This is a genomic window from Streptomyces sp. NBC_01092, from assembly GCF_045039535.1.
Lineage (GTDB): Bacteria > Actinomycetota > Actinomycetes > Streptomycetales > Streptomycetaceae > Streptomyces.
The window spans coordinates 9507906-9522021 of the sequence record NZ_CP108659.1; the positions used below are offsets into that span (position 1 = coordinate 9507906).

Annotated in this window: 16 protein-coding genes; 6 read left to right on the forward strand and 10 right to left on the reverse strand. The window is 59.7% G+C overall.

Annotation, left to right across the window (positions count from 1 at the left end; translation table 11 throughout):
- Positions 1-93: 93 nt before the first annotated feature.
- Entirely contained in the window at positions 94-1329 is a 1236-nt protein-coding gene (locus tag OG254_RS42995; protein ID WP_405593132.1) for a PP2C family protein-serine/threonine phosphatase, read from the reverse strand.
- 329 nt (positions 1330-1658) lie between these two features.
- On the opposite strand from OG254_RS42995, the gene OG254_RS43000 reads away from it, so the two are divergent.
- Positions 1659-1952, forward strand: coding sequence for a hypothetical protein (locus tag OG254_RS43000; RefSeq protein ID WP_405593134.1), 294 nt, complete (start codon positions 1659-1661; stop codon positions 1950-1952).
- A 91-nt stretch (positions 1953-2043) separates the two neighbouring features.
- On the opposite strand, the gene OG254_RS43005 is transcribed toward OG254_RS43000, so the two are convergent.
- The 7 genes from OG254_RS43005 to OG254_RS43035 all read right to left on the reverse strand — a co-directional run bounded on the left by OG254_RS43005 (position 2044) and on the right by OG254_RS43035 (position 9055).
- The gene (locus OG254_RS43005; protein ID WP_405593136.1) at positions 2044-3243 is read right to left on the reverse strand and encodes a tyrosine-type recombinase/integrase; all 1200 of its coding nucleotides are present in this window, start codon (positions 3241-3243) and stop codon (positions 2044-2046) included.
- Positions 3244-3331: 88 nt separating this feature from the next.
- A complete protein-coding gene (locus tag OG254_RS43010) occupies positions 3332-3538 on the reverse strand; it encodes a helix-turn-helix domain-containing protein (protein WP_405593138.1) in 207 nt (68 codons plus the stop codon).
- A 1815-nt stretch (positions 3539-5353) separates the two neighbouring features.
- Positions 5354-6181 (reverse strand): ExeA family protein, encoded by an 828-nt coding sequence (locus OG254_RS43015; RefSeq protein WP_405593140.1) that lies wholly within the window; start codon positions 6179-6181, stop codon positions 5354-5356.
- 218 nt (positions 6182-6399) lie between these two features.
- Complete coding sequence (locus OG254_RS43020; protein ID WP_405593142.1) at positions 6400-7203, reverse strand: protein kinase; 804 nt, start codon at positions 7201-7203, stop codon at positions 6400-6402.
- Positions 7204-7210: 7 nt separating this feature from the next.
- On the reverse strand, positions 7211-8098 hold the full coding sequence (locus OG254_RS43025) for a radical SAM/SPASM domain-containing protein (protein WP_405593144.1): 888 nt from the start codon (positions 8096-8098) through the stop codon (positions 7211-7213).
- Between the two features lie 349 nt (positions 8099-8447).
- Positions 8448-8660: a hypothetical protein gene (locus OG254_RS43030; RefSeq protein ID WP_405593146.1), complete on the reverse strand. Its 213-nt coding sequence runs from the start codon at positions 8658-8660 to the stop codon at positions 8448-8450.
- A gap of 23 nt (positions 8661-8683) precedes the next feature.
- Entirely contained in the window at positions 8684-9055 is a 372-nt protein-coding gene (locus OG254_RS43035; protein ID WP_405593148.1) for a hypothetical protein, read from the reverse strand.
- Positions 9056-9267: 212 nt separating this feature from the next.
- Here OG254_RS43035 and OG254_RS43040 point away from each other — a divergent pair, with 212 nt between their 5' ends.
- From OG254_RS43040 to OG254_RS43060, 5 genes are all read left to right on the forward strand, one after another.
- A complete protein-coding gene (locus OG254_RS43040; RefSeq protein WP_405593150.1) occupies positions 9268-9675 on the forward strand; it encodes a hypothetical protein in 408 nt (135 codons plus the stop codon).
- Positions 9647-10171 (forward strand): DUF6879 family protein, encoded by a 525-nt coding sequence (locus OG254_RS43045; protein WP_405593152.1) that lies wholly within the window; start codon positions 9647-9649, stop codon positions 10169-10171. Before OG254_RS43040 ends, OG254_RS43045 begins: the two co-directional genes overlap by 29 nt.
- A 7-nt stretch (positions 10172-10178) precedes the next feature.
- Complete coding sequence (locus OG254_RS43050) at positions 10179-11033, forward strand: helix-turn-helix domain-containing protein (RefSeq protein WP_405593154.1); 855 nt, start codon at positions 10179-10181, stop codon at positions 11031-11033.
- A 12-nt stretch (positions 11034-11045) separates the two neighbouring features.
- Positions 11046-11231, forward strand: coding sequence for a DUF397 domain-containing protein (locus OG254_RS43055; RefSeq protein WP_405593156.1), 186 nt, complete (start codon positions 11046-11048; stop codon positions 11229-11231).
- A gap of 337 nt (positions 11232-11568) precedes the next feature.
- The gene (locus tag OG254_RS43060) at positions 11569-12414 is read left to right on the forward strand and encodes a hypothetical protein (protein WP_405593158.1); all 846 of its coding nucleotides are present in this window, start codon (positions 11569-11571) and stop codon (positions 12412-12414) included.
- Positions 12415-12610: 196 nt separating this feature from the next.
- Here the strand turns inward: OG254_RS43060 and OG254_RS43065 are convergent, their stop codons facing one another.
- Together OG254_RS43065 and OG254_RS43070 are read right to left on the reverse strand one after the other, a co-directional pair.
- A complete protein-coding gene (locus OG254_RS43065; RefSeq protein WP_405593160.1) occupies positions 12611-13360 on the reverse strand; it encodes a pentapeptide repeat-containing protein in 750 nt (249 codons plus the stop codon).
- Between the two features lie 258 nt (positions 13361-13618).
- The gene (locus tag OG254_RS43070) at positions 13619-14035 is read right to left on the reverse strand and encodes a type II toxin-antitoxin system VapC family toxin (protein ID WP_405593162.1); all 417 of its coding nucleotides are present in this window, start codon (positions 14033-14035) and stop codon (positions 13619-13621) included.
- Positions 14036-14116 lie beyond the last annotated feature (81 nt).

The window sequence follows — 14116 nt, forward strand, 5'->3', positions numbered from 1 at the left end:
ACAATTTTTCACCCACGGATGAGCCTCATGCCCCGGAACGCGTAAGCCTCCGACACAAGCTAAGCATGTATGGCTGGCACCCCATGGAAACGGTCAAAGGCGAACGATGACCAGCGCGATGTCATCCCGACTGCCGCCGGTGACGCCCAGGTGTGCCAGCAGCCTCTCGGCAAGCTCTTCCACTGGGAGGGTGCTGTATTGGGCGAGGGCGTCGGTCAGCCGGGCCAGGCCGATATCAATGTCTTCGCCGCGGCGTTCGATGAGCCCGTCGGTGTAGAGCACGAGGGTGTCCCCCCGTGTATAGGACAGGCCAGCCTGAGGGCGCGGGACGTGATCTTGCCGGACGCCCAGCGGCGGGTCAGTGGCCTGGTCCAGCAACTGCCAACTGCCGTCTGGACGGAGCAGCACCGGCGGTGGGTGGCCGGCGTTGCTGTAGATAATCAGTCGGGTGCGCGGGTCGATGAGCACTTTGGCCACGGTGGTGGCCAGTGCGCCGTCGACGGCCCGGGCGTACAGGCCCAGTACCTCCAGGGCCTGTGCGGGGCTGGGAACGGCCCGAATGGCTGCGCTCAAGGCGCTGCGCAGCATGCCCATGACGGCGGCGGCCTCAAGGCCGTGGCCGACAACGTCCCCAACGGCGATGGCGTAGCGGTCGGGCGGCAGGTCGACCACGTCGTACCAGTCGCCGCACACGTTGAGTGATCCGAGGGCCGGCAGGTAGCGCACGGCGATGTCCCGGTGCCTGGCCAAGTCGGGCGAGCGGAGCATGACCTCCTGCAGGGCGACGGCGATTTCGCGCTCGCGGGCATGCGCACGGCGTAGCTGCTCATTCAGCAGTTCCAGATCGTGCGACCGGGCATACACCTGGGCAGCGATCCGTGTTGCTTGCGTGCTCAGCGGTGGGGTGAGCTCACGGATGACCGGGGAGTGCATGAACTCGGTGACGTCGTCGGCCCGCGCGATGATCCACTTCACCGTGCCGTCCGACCCCAGGACGGGGCTGGACATTCCGCACCACCACCGCTCCTCGAGTTCACCTGGGCGGTCGGCAACGGGAATGTCGAATCGCTTTGGTGCCACCACATCGGGTTCGCGGGAGTTCAGCACGCGCTGGAGTGAGGCGCCGAAGTCACGCGCCGCGTCCGGCGCTGCAGGAGTGTCCGGGAACGCCTCCAGGATGTTCTGCCCGGCCAGTTCGTCGCGGGTTCTGCCGGTGACCTGGAGGTAGGCCCGGTTGGCGTAACGGATCACCAGGTCGGCGTCCAGCACCAGATACGGGTTCGGTGCGGCGTCGAACAGCTCCTCGAAATCGATCTCCGCTGTCGTCACGCGCGTACCCTGCCGATCTTTACGAGCGCGACCGCTTTCATCTCCAACCTACGAGCTATCCGCCAGGTGCGCGCACCGGACGACTACCGATACGAGATCCTCAGCCGAGCAGCTCGCTGTGCCCGGCCCAGGCTAAGACAACGGTGTCGGACACCCCGCTGTTGGCCATCCATGACAGGCAAGCATGCCGTGCGCCGTAAAGGCGGACTCGCTCACCGCTCCCGGCGCGCCGCTAGAACATATTGGATCTTTTCGTATTAATCTCCGGTCATCGCACGAAGTCGATCTCTCACCGATCGCACCCCCCCTTCGTTCCACCGGAGATGAACATGCACAAGCTTCGCAAGGCTGCCGTCGTGGTTGTCGCGCTCGGAAGTGCCGGACTGCTGAGCACCGGCACCGCCGCGGCCCACGGCAACGACGATCACGGCGGCAAAGGCGGAGGTCACTACAGCGTCCTGCAGAGCTCCAACTGCAAGTCGCACGACCTGAACCTCAACATCCTCGGCCAGGTCGGCATCCTCAACGGCCTGCTGGGCAACGCGCTCAACGGCGAGGGCGACGCGGGTGCGCAGAAGACCCACCAGGGCTCCACCATGGGCTGCAACAACAGCGCCTTCTAAGGCGCACTCTAAAAGCTGCTGCGGTATCGGGTTGGCCGTTCGGAATGATCACGGGCGGCCAACCAAGCAATAAGGTCGTAGACGATGCGCCCTAGCCGAGCAGCTCGCCCAGCTTCTCCGAGCCGGCCTTGAGGCTCTGCGGATCCGGGTGGACGTAGACCCGTTTGGTGAAGGATAGATCGCTGTGTCCGGCCCAGGCCGAGACCACCCTGTCGGGCACGCCGTTGTTGGCCATCCAGGACAAACAGGCGTGGCGCGCGTCGTAGAGACGAACCCTGCGTGCGCCTGCTGCCTCCATCAGCTTCTGCGCCTCGCGACGAAGCTTGTCCGTCTTAAACGGTCTCCCCAGCTCATCGACGACCACATAGCCTGAGTCCTCATAGGCCTCGCCCGCGTGCTCCTTCTCCTTGTCCTGAAGGACGCGGAGCACCACAAGCGCGCTATGAACAGGCTTGGGCAGCGGCAAGGTCCGCTCGCCGTTGAGAGTCTTGGGCTTTTTCTCAACAACCTTGTTTCGTAGCCCCAGCTCTTGGCTTCGGTCGTAGACGATGGTTCGGGTATTGCCTACGGCAATAGTCCCCGAGCCTTCAAGGTCGACATCCTCTTTCCAGCGGGCACCGCATACTTCTGCGGGACGCTCGGCGATAAGGGTGAGGAGCATGGGGCCAAACAGCCGATTTTCCTTGCTCGCCTCGATGAAGGCCTTCACCTCCTCCTCGTCCCATGGACATCGCTCAGGCGCGTTCTGGGCCGCGCGGGTGCGAGCCTCCCGGGATATTCGGACGTGCTCGGCGACGTTTCGGACCACCCATCCCCGGCGCACGGCCAAGTTCAAAGCCGAGCGAAAACGGCCGAGCGTCAGCTGAACTGAGCGGGCACCCAAACCGGTGCCCGGCTTCCCACCGCGTCGGCGTCCAATGGTGACAAGCCAGTCGACGAATTCCTCAACATCCTCCTCGGTCAGCTGCTGCACCCGCTTGTACCCGAGGTGGTTGCGAACCGGGCGGACCGCATTGTCGTAATTAGAGGTCGTCGCCTCCTCAACATCCCGCGTTGCTGCCCGAAGCCAGATGTCCAACAGCTCGTTGACAGTCAGCTTGGTCGGGGCGACGTACTCGCCTGTTTTGGACTGGTGACGGATGCGGGCAAGCTCGTTGCGGGCTTCCGTCTTGGTATCAAAGGTCTTAGTAACCTGCCGACGCTTCCCGTCGGCTTTGCGAGGTCCATCCGTCACGAAGCGATACCGCACCGTGCCGTCCGCCAGCGTGATCTTCTTGATTGGGTCACCCACCGTGTCACCTGCTTGTCGGTTAACCTCCCAAGGCGGTGCTCAGAGTGTGAGCCTGACGCGGGACAAATACAACAGGCTCCCAAACCCCTTAGAGAGCTTCGAGGTACCGGATCAAGGAAGCCGTCAGTACCCGGTAGCGGCTGCCAAACGCCACAACCCGAAACGGCACCTCTTTCCGCTTGATCAACTCGTACAGATGCGACTTGGAGATCCCCAAGGCCAAAGCGGCCTGACACACATCAACCGTGGCTGCCCACGAGCGAATCTCATCAAGAGTGGGTTGCAAGGTGATCACTCCTCGGCGCCCGAGCCGCCGAGAGCGGCGATGGCGAACATTCCCAACAGACCGTTGGTGGAGATATGAGGATGCTCGGCTGCACAAGAAGAGGGTCAGCCTGTTACCTCTATTTTATCTGACCAGCCACCAAAACCCAAGGAATATCGGGCGAAAGAGGATACAAGGGGCAAGATTTTTGCGCCCTCGCCCTTCCGCCTCTTTTTACCGGGGCTCGACATATCACCGACAGAAGGCGAGAACGCCTCGTACGCTCCGCCGGCAGGCTCCAATCCATCAGTCCCCTACTCGGGTACCGAGTCCGGCTCGGCTCTCGCGAAGCGACCAATCCGGTGATCGCACCGCGATCCGTTCTACCGCATTAGCGGCTTATTGCCACCCGACGGAAGGAAGGTCTGGAAGGAATGCCGTCGGTTGCCACTGTGGCCCCCCTTGGGGGGTGGACTCGGAACCATCACACACCCGAAGGGATCTGGGTCGTAGACCTTGTGTGGTGGTGGAGAGGACGGGGGGAGTCAGCCGCGCCACCGACCGCACGGGAGCTGGATTTTGACCCCTGTGGTGGGGCTGACTCCCCCCGTTGTGGCACCCTCGAACACGCTGGTCAGCGTGCCGTTCCTTCCAGCTACAGATGTTCAATCAGGTTCCTCGAACAACCCTGGTACTCGTACCGGCTGATGTACCGGCCTGAACCGGTACGACACCCGACAACCAACCGATACGAGTACGAAAGCTACTCGATCACCTTTTGCGATCAACTTCTGTACCCGACTACACACATGGGTTGATACAAAATCATTCGCTCGGCCGTGAGCAGAGTTCACCGCTGGGCCTCGATGCCGTTTTAGGGCACGACAATGAAACCCCCTTAGATCCCCCTTGGAGGCTCCCCTATTCCCCGCTCTCTTCGCTCCCTCGTTTCCCTTCGCCTTCCTATCGACGCTGACGCGTCGCTTTTCAAGAAAGCCTTACGCATCAGCAGACGTCGATGAGGTAACTCAGATCAACTGGTGATACCCAGCGTCCTAGATCGATCCATTACATAATGGATTGATCCCGTTGCTTCGGTTACTCGGTCACTCGATCACGGCAGGCTAGTCCATCTTTAGTCGCAAACCCCAAAATGGGGGAGACGGCGGCTGCCTTGTCTGCTCTAGTTATGAGTGAAACAAATCTAATGAGTACTTGCCTAGTTCCGTACGGGGCATACGACCCGTACATCCCGTACGGTTCGTCCCGTACCAGGGGTACTCCCCGTACGGGGTACTAGGGGTACGGGGAGTACGGGAAAAACCTCTCCAGCATTTATCAATGGTTTCCCTTTCCTTCTATAGAGGAATTCTCCTGCGGCTTCCCTGCGCATCAAGGACTTCGCACGCCGGCTACCGCCGTTCCTTGACCCGAAAGGGAAGACCGCAAAACCCCTCCTATAAGAACGAAATGGAAAAGAAGAGTCGTGTCGTGAGTGAGGTCTACCTGCGGCGTTCAGCGATGGCCTTGTCGATGGCCTCTCGAACAATGGCAGACATACTGCCAACTCCACCTTGTCGACGTTCTTCAAGAGCCAGTTGTTGAAGGGTCTCGTACTGATCCTGGTAAATATCAAAGGGGTGGCGCTGCTTCATAACACGCTTACGAGGTGCTTCATTAGGGAGTACGGGTAGTACGGGGCGTACGTCCCGTACGGGGGGTACGGGGTTAGAATTGGGGAGCGCTGTGATGTTTGTTTTGGGGCTGGTGTTGACTGTCAGGGGAACAATAGGTGACAACGGCTCTCTTGCTAGTTCGGTTAGTTTGTCGAATCTTCCCATGGTCTTAGATGCGTAAGTTCTGCGCTTTGGCAATCTCTTCGACCTGCAAAGGTGTCGCGTGCGTGCGGCCCTGTACGGCAAGCTCGATCAGCAATTCAAAGCACACCTTGATGGCATCCCGGGGGAGTCCCTTGGTGTAGGCGTAAAGGAGGTGATATGCCTCCTCGGCGTCCGCGTCGTCAAAAAGTGAATCACGACGGCCGGCGACCGTAAGACGGAACTGCACCATGTCGCGCAGGTCTTCCAGGGACATCGCGTTCATGGCAATGGGGAACATGCGAGAGGCAAGCTCGCGGTAGTTCACGATCTTGGTTCCTAGTTCCTCCTGGCCAACCAAGACGATCTGTAGGAGCTTGGTCTTGTTGGTCTCGAAGTTCAGCAAGTAATGAACGAGCTTGAGTTGCTCGCGGGTCATGTACTGGGCTTCATCGACCAAGAGTACGGGGATCTTGCCGTCTTCAAACTGCTGCAACAGAAACGCCTCGAAGTTACCCAAAGAGGCAGCATAAGAGCGCTCGGTCTTCACATCGAAACTCTCCATGACCAGACGGAGGAACGCATTGCTGCTTTTAAGATTGGGAGAAATGAGCAGCTTGACATTAAAACGCTCGTCCTGGCTGAGCTTCTCGTGAAGTCGACGGACGAGGGAAGTCTTACCCGAGCCGATCGGGCCATACATGTAAATGGGGCCTATCTGATCACGGGCCATAAATTCACACTTGGCCAAGGCCTCGCGAACCTGCGCGGAGAAGTACAGGAACCGCGGATCTGGGCTCGTGATAAAAGGGTGTTCGGTCAGACCGAAATGTTTGACAATTGCATTGATGTCCATATCGCGTAACTACTAATGAATATGGCAAAGTTGACGCAATTTGTCAATATGGCAATAAAGTTGGGGCAATTCCATGGGTCAGGGCGGCCTCGTTTCGTGATCCACGCCGCGAGGACGTCGAAAAGCCCCGCCCATGCGGCCACGGCGGGGGACACACAGGCGGGGCGGTTTTTAGTCTAGTTCACCAACGAAACCCAAAGCGTAACGAGGAAGCAGCCTCAGGCCACCGTTACGCCACGGTGCACCGCCCAAGACTGAGCGGCCTCAGCCATGGCCCCGAGCCAGGACGCATCAGGCTTCCGGGCAGCGAACGTCCGGTACATACGCACGAAGGCAGCTGCGAACGCGTCGACCGCCCTCGGGTCCGCGTTGGTCCATGACGGACTGTGGGACGCCCACGATTCGGCAGACTCCGGGCTGTGTCCTGCGGCGACGAGCTGAACGACGAACATGGCCGGATCGATGAACGCCGCTCCCCGGGTTGGCCAGGCCCAATCCACGGCCCACATACCCCGGACGCCGACGAGCAAGTTACTCGGGTTGACGTCGGTGTGAAGCAGAGCATCACCCTTGAACAGCTCGGCTTCGTGCTCGTCCCGAGCGAACCGGTCCCATCGGGTCTCGGGCCAGTCCCGAGCCACCTCAGGCAGATCCAATTCCCCAAGGCTGCCTACCAATTCGGCGGCCCTGGGTAGATCTGAGGAGTTCGGCGCGAAGTCCGACAGGCGCCCGTCGACAGCCTCCAAGCCCAGGGCCACCCAGTGTTCGTCTTCCGCGTACCAACGCAGGGCAGGGGAGAGGGGGCGGACGAATGGATTGATCAACATCTCGCGCGTGATGGAGTCCAGCCGGCCCCCAGGCCGGTTACGAACGGCCTTGATGAAGAACACCCCCTTCTCGCTGTCGACCAAGGCCGTGACGTCGGAGCTGAATCCGCGCGCGGTCCGCTCGATGCTGGACACGTCGCCCACGTACGGACGGATCAGGGCCCGAATCTCTGATGCGGGAAGGGGGGTGCTCATACGTCCCTCAGTTCTTCGGAGTGCACTCGCTCCCCGGTGTGCCCGGCGAGCACTCGTCGTCTGTGTCCGGTGTGCATGCCTTCCCGTTCTCAAGCGAGCCGGGGCCGCGCGCGTTGCGGATAGAGGCATTGGCCCCCACCATGACGGGACCGCTGAGGATATCGGCCAGCGGGGTTTCCTTGACGTTGCCGACGCTCAGCCACCCGGAGAAGACGCAGGGGGAGACGTCGCCCGTGGGGCTGATTGCTGCCCTGCCAGAGCCGCACCGGCCGCACAGGTTGCTCGCATCCGGCGCCTGACCATTCGCGCCACGACCGAAGGGCCGGACGTGGTCCACGCGGACGTGTGCCACTCCCAGGGCCTCAAGCTCTTGCCGAGCTTCGTTGACACGCTGAGCCTCGCTGCCCGCGATGACGCCGACGCGCACCGGGATACCGCGCTGCACGGCTGCAACGATGTTCGCTCGCGTTCGGGCGTGGCTGGGACGGCCGGTCATTGCGTTGTGCTGTGCCGGATCGTCGGAGTAGTACGACGTAGCGAGGGTGAGCCCGTCCCGCTGGAACAGCTCCCAGCACTCGGCCGAGACGTGTACCAAGTTGCTGTACACCTCGACGTTCAGGCCGAGGTTCAGCGCACGGTTGACCAGGTCGGGGAAGTCGGGGTGCATGGTCGGCTCTCCGCCGATGTACTGGATACGGCGCACGCCGCAAGTGGCGGCTTGTTCCAGAACGCTGGTCCAGTCTTCGCGGCTCATGGTGCCGTGGGAGCCTTCCGGCCCCGACGCGTTGTAGCACTGCACGCACTGAAGCTGACACTTGCGCGTCAGGTCCAGCCACAGAAGCTCGGGGACGGCAAGCTGTGTTTCTGCCGCCGCCGCTTGTACGAGGGTTGTCACTGGCGTACACCTCTCGCTGAGTGAACGGATTGACCCGCGGCCTTGACCCACGGGGTGGTGCGCTCGCCCCGGCGGGCGCTCGGGCTGTCCTGGACCTTGTTCCAACCGGGGCGAGCAGGCCCCGCCCATCCGCCACGGGGGAACGGCGGACGGACGGGGAGCTATGAGGCGGGACGTGCGTCCCACTGCTGTTGGTACTGGTGGATGTACTGACGGACGAAGTCACAGCAGCCCTCGCACGCGAAGGCCGGGGCCGTCTCGCCGCCATGCTCGACGGGGCCTATCCAGACCACCATCCGATCGCCTCGGCGACAGAGGAGACACCAGCCGGTGACTAACGGCCTGCGCCTCATGACTTCGGCTCCACAAGCACGTAGTCGGTGACGCTGCGCTTGAAGCGGTTGTGTCCTGTACCGGCGCGATGTACGGCCATCCAAAGGTTCGCCGCCTTCTCGGCGCCCAGGTCGCCTGAGGACGCGCCGCACTCCTCCTCTTCGCCCGACACGCAGACCGCAGCCCAGGTCACTTCCCCAATGGGGTCCCGGTTGATCTTGTAGTCCACGAAGCGGAAGACTGACCTGACACTCATTGGGTCTGCGCCTCGTTCTTCGCCACGTAGATCCTCAACAGGGCAAAGGTGATGGTTGCCAGCTCGTCCATGAACGCAAAGGCGTCATAGGCAGACGTGGCCGGCATAGGGCGGTTGGACAGCTCAAGCTTCCTGTACGCCTGGCGGTACACCTTCATCACGTCGTCGTCCTGGTCGGCTCCCAGGTCCACGGCAAGTAGCTCTCTCAGGTGACTGATGAGGTCATTGGTCCTCGCGTCGATGTCCGCTCGGGTTGACCTGCTCAGCTCCATGAGCTGAACGACGGTGATGGTGTCCCTGAACCAGTCAACTTCGAGAGACGAGCCGTCGATGCCGGTCGTGCGGTTTCCCTCAGTCACGCTCGTCACCACGCTTCTCCCTCCGCTGTGTGTGACCCACAGTCAACGGAGGCTGCGACATCCTCGGTTGCTTAGGTCCGGCCACGAACGTAGAGCGGTCGCCACCCAAGTCCCAAGAAGATTGCGCGAGTTTGCAGCAAGCCGTTTGACGGTCTCGAACGTGTCACCGACCATCAACGTGTCGCGCAAACCGATGCAAGGCAGCGGACGGGAGAGCAACCATGAAGCTACGGTTCCTTGGTAAGAACTCCACTCCTGGAGACAGCCCCACCCTGTACGCCAGCGATAAGGACAGCTACGTCGTCCAAGGCTGGAAGATCTATGCCCAAGACTTGCTCATGCAGCTGGATGTGCCGGAAGGTCAGACGGCCGTCGAGGTGCCGACGGAACTCTTCGAGCACCTGACCAAGGACGGTCTGACGTCCGGCGAGATCAAGAAGTTCGAAGCCCCGATCATGCTTGTCACCGAACAGGGCACGTGCATCGTGCAGGGTCCGATGATGCGTGACGCCGAGGCCCTGAGCCAGATGCGTTTGCCTGACTACGAAGATTGCATCGAGGTCCGCAAATCCTCGATCACGGCCCTACTGGAGGAGAACAGTGGACCTGATCACCCCCGCTGCGCGTGACGAACTGTTCAGCAGCTTCGAACGCGACGCGTTCCATCTGGAGCTGAGGGACGACTACGGCTCGCCGGTAGAGGACACGCCGTACGCCCGCTGGCAGCGGGGTGAGCCTGATGACTACTCCTGGCTCGACCCCTGGATGACACTCATGAAGCGGGTCACGGGCGAGGGCAAAACCGTGCGTCGTGTCCGGGTGATCAGTGAGCCGCACTCCGAGTACGTCACTTGGGAGCACTCGCTGACCCGTCTCAACATTGAGGCCGGCGAGGACATCCGGTGGCTACCGAGGCACCAGCTGCCCGAGGGCATCACGTTCCCGGTGGAGGGGAACGACTGGTGGCTCTACGACGATCGGCTACTTGCTGTCGGCCATTTCGACCCCGAGGGGCGGGTACTGGGATCAGAGCTGGTTGAGGATCCTGGCGCCGTGGCTGAGTGTGTCCGCCTGCGAGACCTCCTCTGGACCATCGCCATCCCACACACCGAGTACAAGCCCTGACCCATCAGTGAGCAACCAAGCACAAGAAGCACGAGAGGCGCTGGGTGCCCGGCTTCGCGGGTTCCGTAAGGATGCGGGGTTCGCGAGCGGTCGGGCATTCGCCCTTGCCACAAGATGGGCAGAGTCCAAGGTCTCTCGCATTGAGAACGGGAAGCAAAACGCCAGCGAGGAAGACATCCGAACTTGGTGCATCGCCACCAACAAACAGGATCAGATCGATGATCTGATCGCGACTGTGCGCCATATTGACGAGCTGTGGCTTGAATGGCGGCGCCAGTTCCAGGGTGGAGCAGAGAAGCGGCAAAGCAAAGCCATACCCGTCTACGCCAAGACCAAGGTCTTCCGCATCTGGCATCCGACCCTCGTATGGGGAACGGTCCAAACCTCGGAGTACGCCGCAGCAACCTTCAGACAGGTTGTGGACTTCTTCGACATTCCCGACGATACGGAAGCTGCCACAGCCAAGCGGCTTGAACGGCAGCAATACCTGTACCAGGGCGATCGGATCTTCAATGTGCTGCTCGCCGAGCAGGCCCTCTATACGAACTTTGGCGGCCCAGAGGTGATGAAGGGCCAGCTCGACCGACTGTTGGCCGTGATGAGACTTGCCCGACTGAGCCTGGGCATCATCCCGAGGTCTGCACCCGTACATATCTGGCCAGGCAACTCATTCTCGATGTTCGATGACAAGCTCGTCCTCGTTGAGACGTACTCCGCAGAGTTCTCCGTCACACAACCGCGCGAAATCGAGCTGTACGCCAAGGCGTTTGCCCTCTTGCAGCAGTCAGCGGTCTACGGAACGGCCGTCCGAGACCTCATCTTCACTGCGATCCAACACTTCGACCGGATGCCAACCGACTAGGAGACAACGACCTTGAAGAACCAACCGAACTGGCGAACCAGCTCGTACACATCCAACGACAACTGCGTAGAGGTCGCCGACAACGACCCCACTGTGGTCAGAATCCGGGACACGAAGCATCGAGAGTACGGACGTATGGACCTCCGGCCAGCCAGCTGGACACACTTCGTCGATTTCACGAAACGGCTACCGCTTTAACGACACCACTCCAGCAAACCGGCCCCATTGCCCTGAGGGGTTTGGCCGGTGGCCTGCCTCGTGTCGGGAAGCAGGGAGACCGCACGCTTGTGAAGTCGGGCAGCACCGCAGCTGCCTCAAGTGCCCGATCAGGTCTTCCTGCGTAGGGCCCCGACACGAGGGAGGTGGGTAAAGCCTCAGGGCCATTTGGTTGAGGCCGCAATTAAATGGTGGATTATTAAGTATCCCTACGAACAGATCTCCGCGAACCCGCCCATGCCAACCTCGCCAAGCAGTATTTTGAGAGCCTGAGGCTGACTACCATGGGCCGCCTGCAATGGTTCAGGAGGTACACAAGGTGCCAAAAGAGAGCCGTTTCCCTAAAGGTGACAAAGAGACCAGTGGAACGTCTCCTGAATCACCGCACAAGGTCCCCCACAAAGATCGACAAATCACAACTACCAAGCGCTCCAAAGAAGAGATTATCTCAATAGTTGAGCCTACCAAGTCTGAGAAAGCGCAAGCAGAAATGCAGGGGGAGCTTTTCGGACTCTCAACATGGTCGGAGCTGGAGACGAGCCCTGAGTTCCCAAGGGAGTTTGGAAGCCATGGCTACGGGAAGTTACGACTGGAAGGCATAACTGAAGAGTCATTCAGTCAGACCTTAGATCGACTGAATGAATTGTCTCGTGGAAAGGTTTTGGAGCTCCAGGGTTCCGCACTTCCCGTAGTCCTCACCCTTGGCGCCTTCACCCTTGGCGAAGTTCAGCTGAATCCAGGAACAGTGGCGGCCGGCGTCGCCATTTCGTGTGTCGGCCCGATTGCGGCTGGGTTCTTCGATGAGCTTGGTCGCAGTTTCTTTGAATACCTTCAGAGTAAACGTCGAGAACTGGCGACGGGGGATCCATTCGCAAAATGTGAAGCCGTACTAAAGCGCAAGCTGGCACTGCCGGAAGACGCACCAGAGTGGTGCCTTGAAAGTGTTACCTTAAAATTTGAGGACGAAAACAACTCCAACGTGCGAATTGACCGAGCTACCTCACCAGCAGGATTCGCAGCTCTCGGAAATATCAGGTTCGATGAGCTCAATACTCCGTTTGAAGCTCACTGGTTCTCCCTCGGCGCAGTCTGGCTGGCCCTGACGAGCGAGCAGCGGGCATACATCTGGAATGGCAGCGCATGGGCACCAGTCAGCGCACAGTAGGAAGCCGTAAGCTTACCCACTACGGGACCAAATAGCGTCCAACCAAAGCATGGCTCACTCAGTGGTCCATCCAACATCCCCCAAAGCTGACTCGAACAGCTATAGGTCATCGATCTAGCGCTACACCACTTAACAACCTCAAAACCCCGTCGCCAGACTTCTATTGTGCGACATGAAAATCAATGGCAAGTTGAAACTATGAGCTGGGTGGGAAGCCGCAGGCAGGATACTCACTACCAGATCCAGTCTTGAGCGCACCTTCGACATAAGCGGCAGTCACTTCGAATTCAGCTTTCTTGAAGGTGCTAGACTTCATAAATCGCTCCGGCCAGCAAGTATTCACGCTGACCTTTGCTTTATGAAGCGACCGTACGTGAGTAAGTTCGAGTGCTCTACCAAGGCTTGCGGCACGTAGATCAGCTCGCGATAGGTCAGCTCCCCGAAACGTCGCTCGCGCGAGGTTGGCCCCAATAAAGTTGGCTCCCGTGAGATCCGCACCCTGAAATACTGCATCTTCTAGATGCGCCTCGTTGAAGTAGGATCCTCGCAAATCTTTGTTCAGAAACATAGCATTCTTCAAGTTTTTCCCACTAAACACTACGCCCTTCACGGGATGTGAACCAGGATCAAACCCTCTTAACTCGGAAGCAAGGGCCAAACTCTGAAGCCATGTATCTCTCGCCTGCGCCTTACGAGTAACTTCTGCAGCTTCCTCCTGCGCTTGGTGAAGCGATTCCTGGACGAAGAGAAAGACAATTCCAATGATGGCACCACTGGCAAATGCAGTACCTGCACCACCTACTAAGTTGATCTTTAGCTCATCTCGACTAGTAAGTCCTTGTTTGTGCAGCATAAGTGCGGCAGATGCCATCCCAATCAAGCCAAGTGCAGCAAATCCAAAAACAAGCCCCTGCTGCCATGCAGGGACATAATCAACGATCAACACACTTCCTCCTGGGTCGCTCTAGCGTCTGCTCAAATAGCTAAACCCAGAGGTGCTGAACATTGCATAGAGCAACACATACGAGTGAATTAATAGACCTAGATGGGTGTAAATGGTTAGCCTTGAGTCTTAACTTTCCCTTCCTCCTAATGACGAAAGGATGCCGCGGCTTCCCTGCGCGTCAAGGACTTCGCACGCCGGCTCCGCCGTTCCTTGACCGCAAGAGGCCGTCAATTAAGGGAGGGAGGGAAAGATAGTCAGTCACGCAACGATGTGGTAGCCAAGCCGAGCGAACGCCTTATCGAAGCCAAAGATCTCGCGCGTCTGGTACTCATCGCAGGACACCATCACAACACAGTCCGTGTGGCTAACGCCCTCAGATGCTTCGGCAAAGAGTTGCAACGAGGCTTTGAGCGACCAGGAGCTGATGTTGTTGAGGATGAGGAAGTGATCTGTCATCTCTTCGGCGACGCGGACCGCAGTATCGTGTCCCATGATTCGCCCGAGAATGTTGAGTAGCTCCAGATAGACCGCAACAGGGACAAGGATTGTGACGTCGCTATCGCGGAGACGCTTGGCGGCTTCGACAGCCCTCGCGTGATTCGAATCCGAAGGGTGGAAGAGGGATACCAGTCCGCTGGTGTCAGCGATGATGATTCTGCGGCTACTCCCCTCCATATAGGTAGTCGTCGAGGCGGGACGATAGATCTGCTGGCCCCGTGACCTTCAGGTCTTTACCGAGCTTCGCCAACCGCAGCA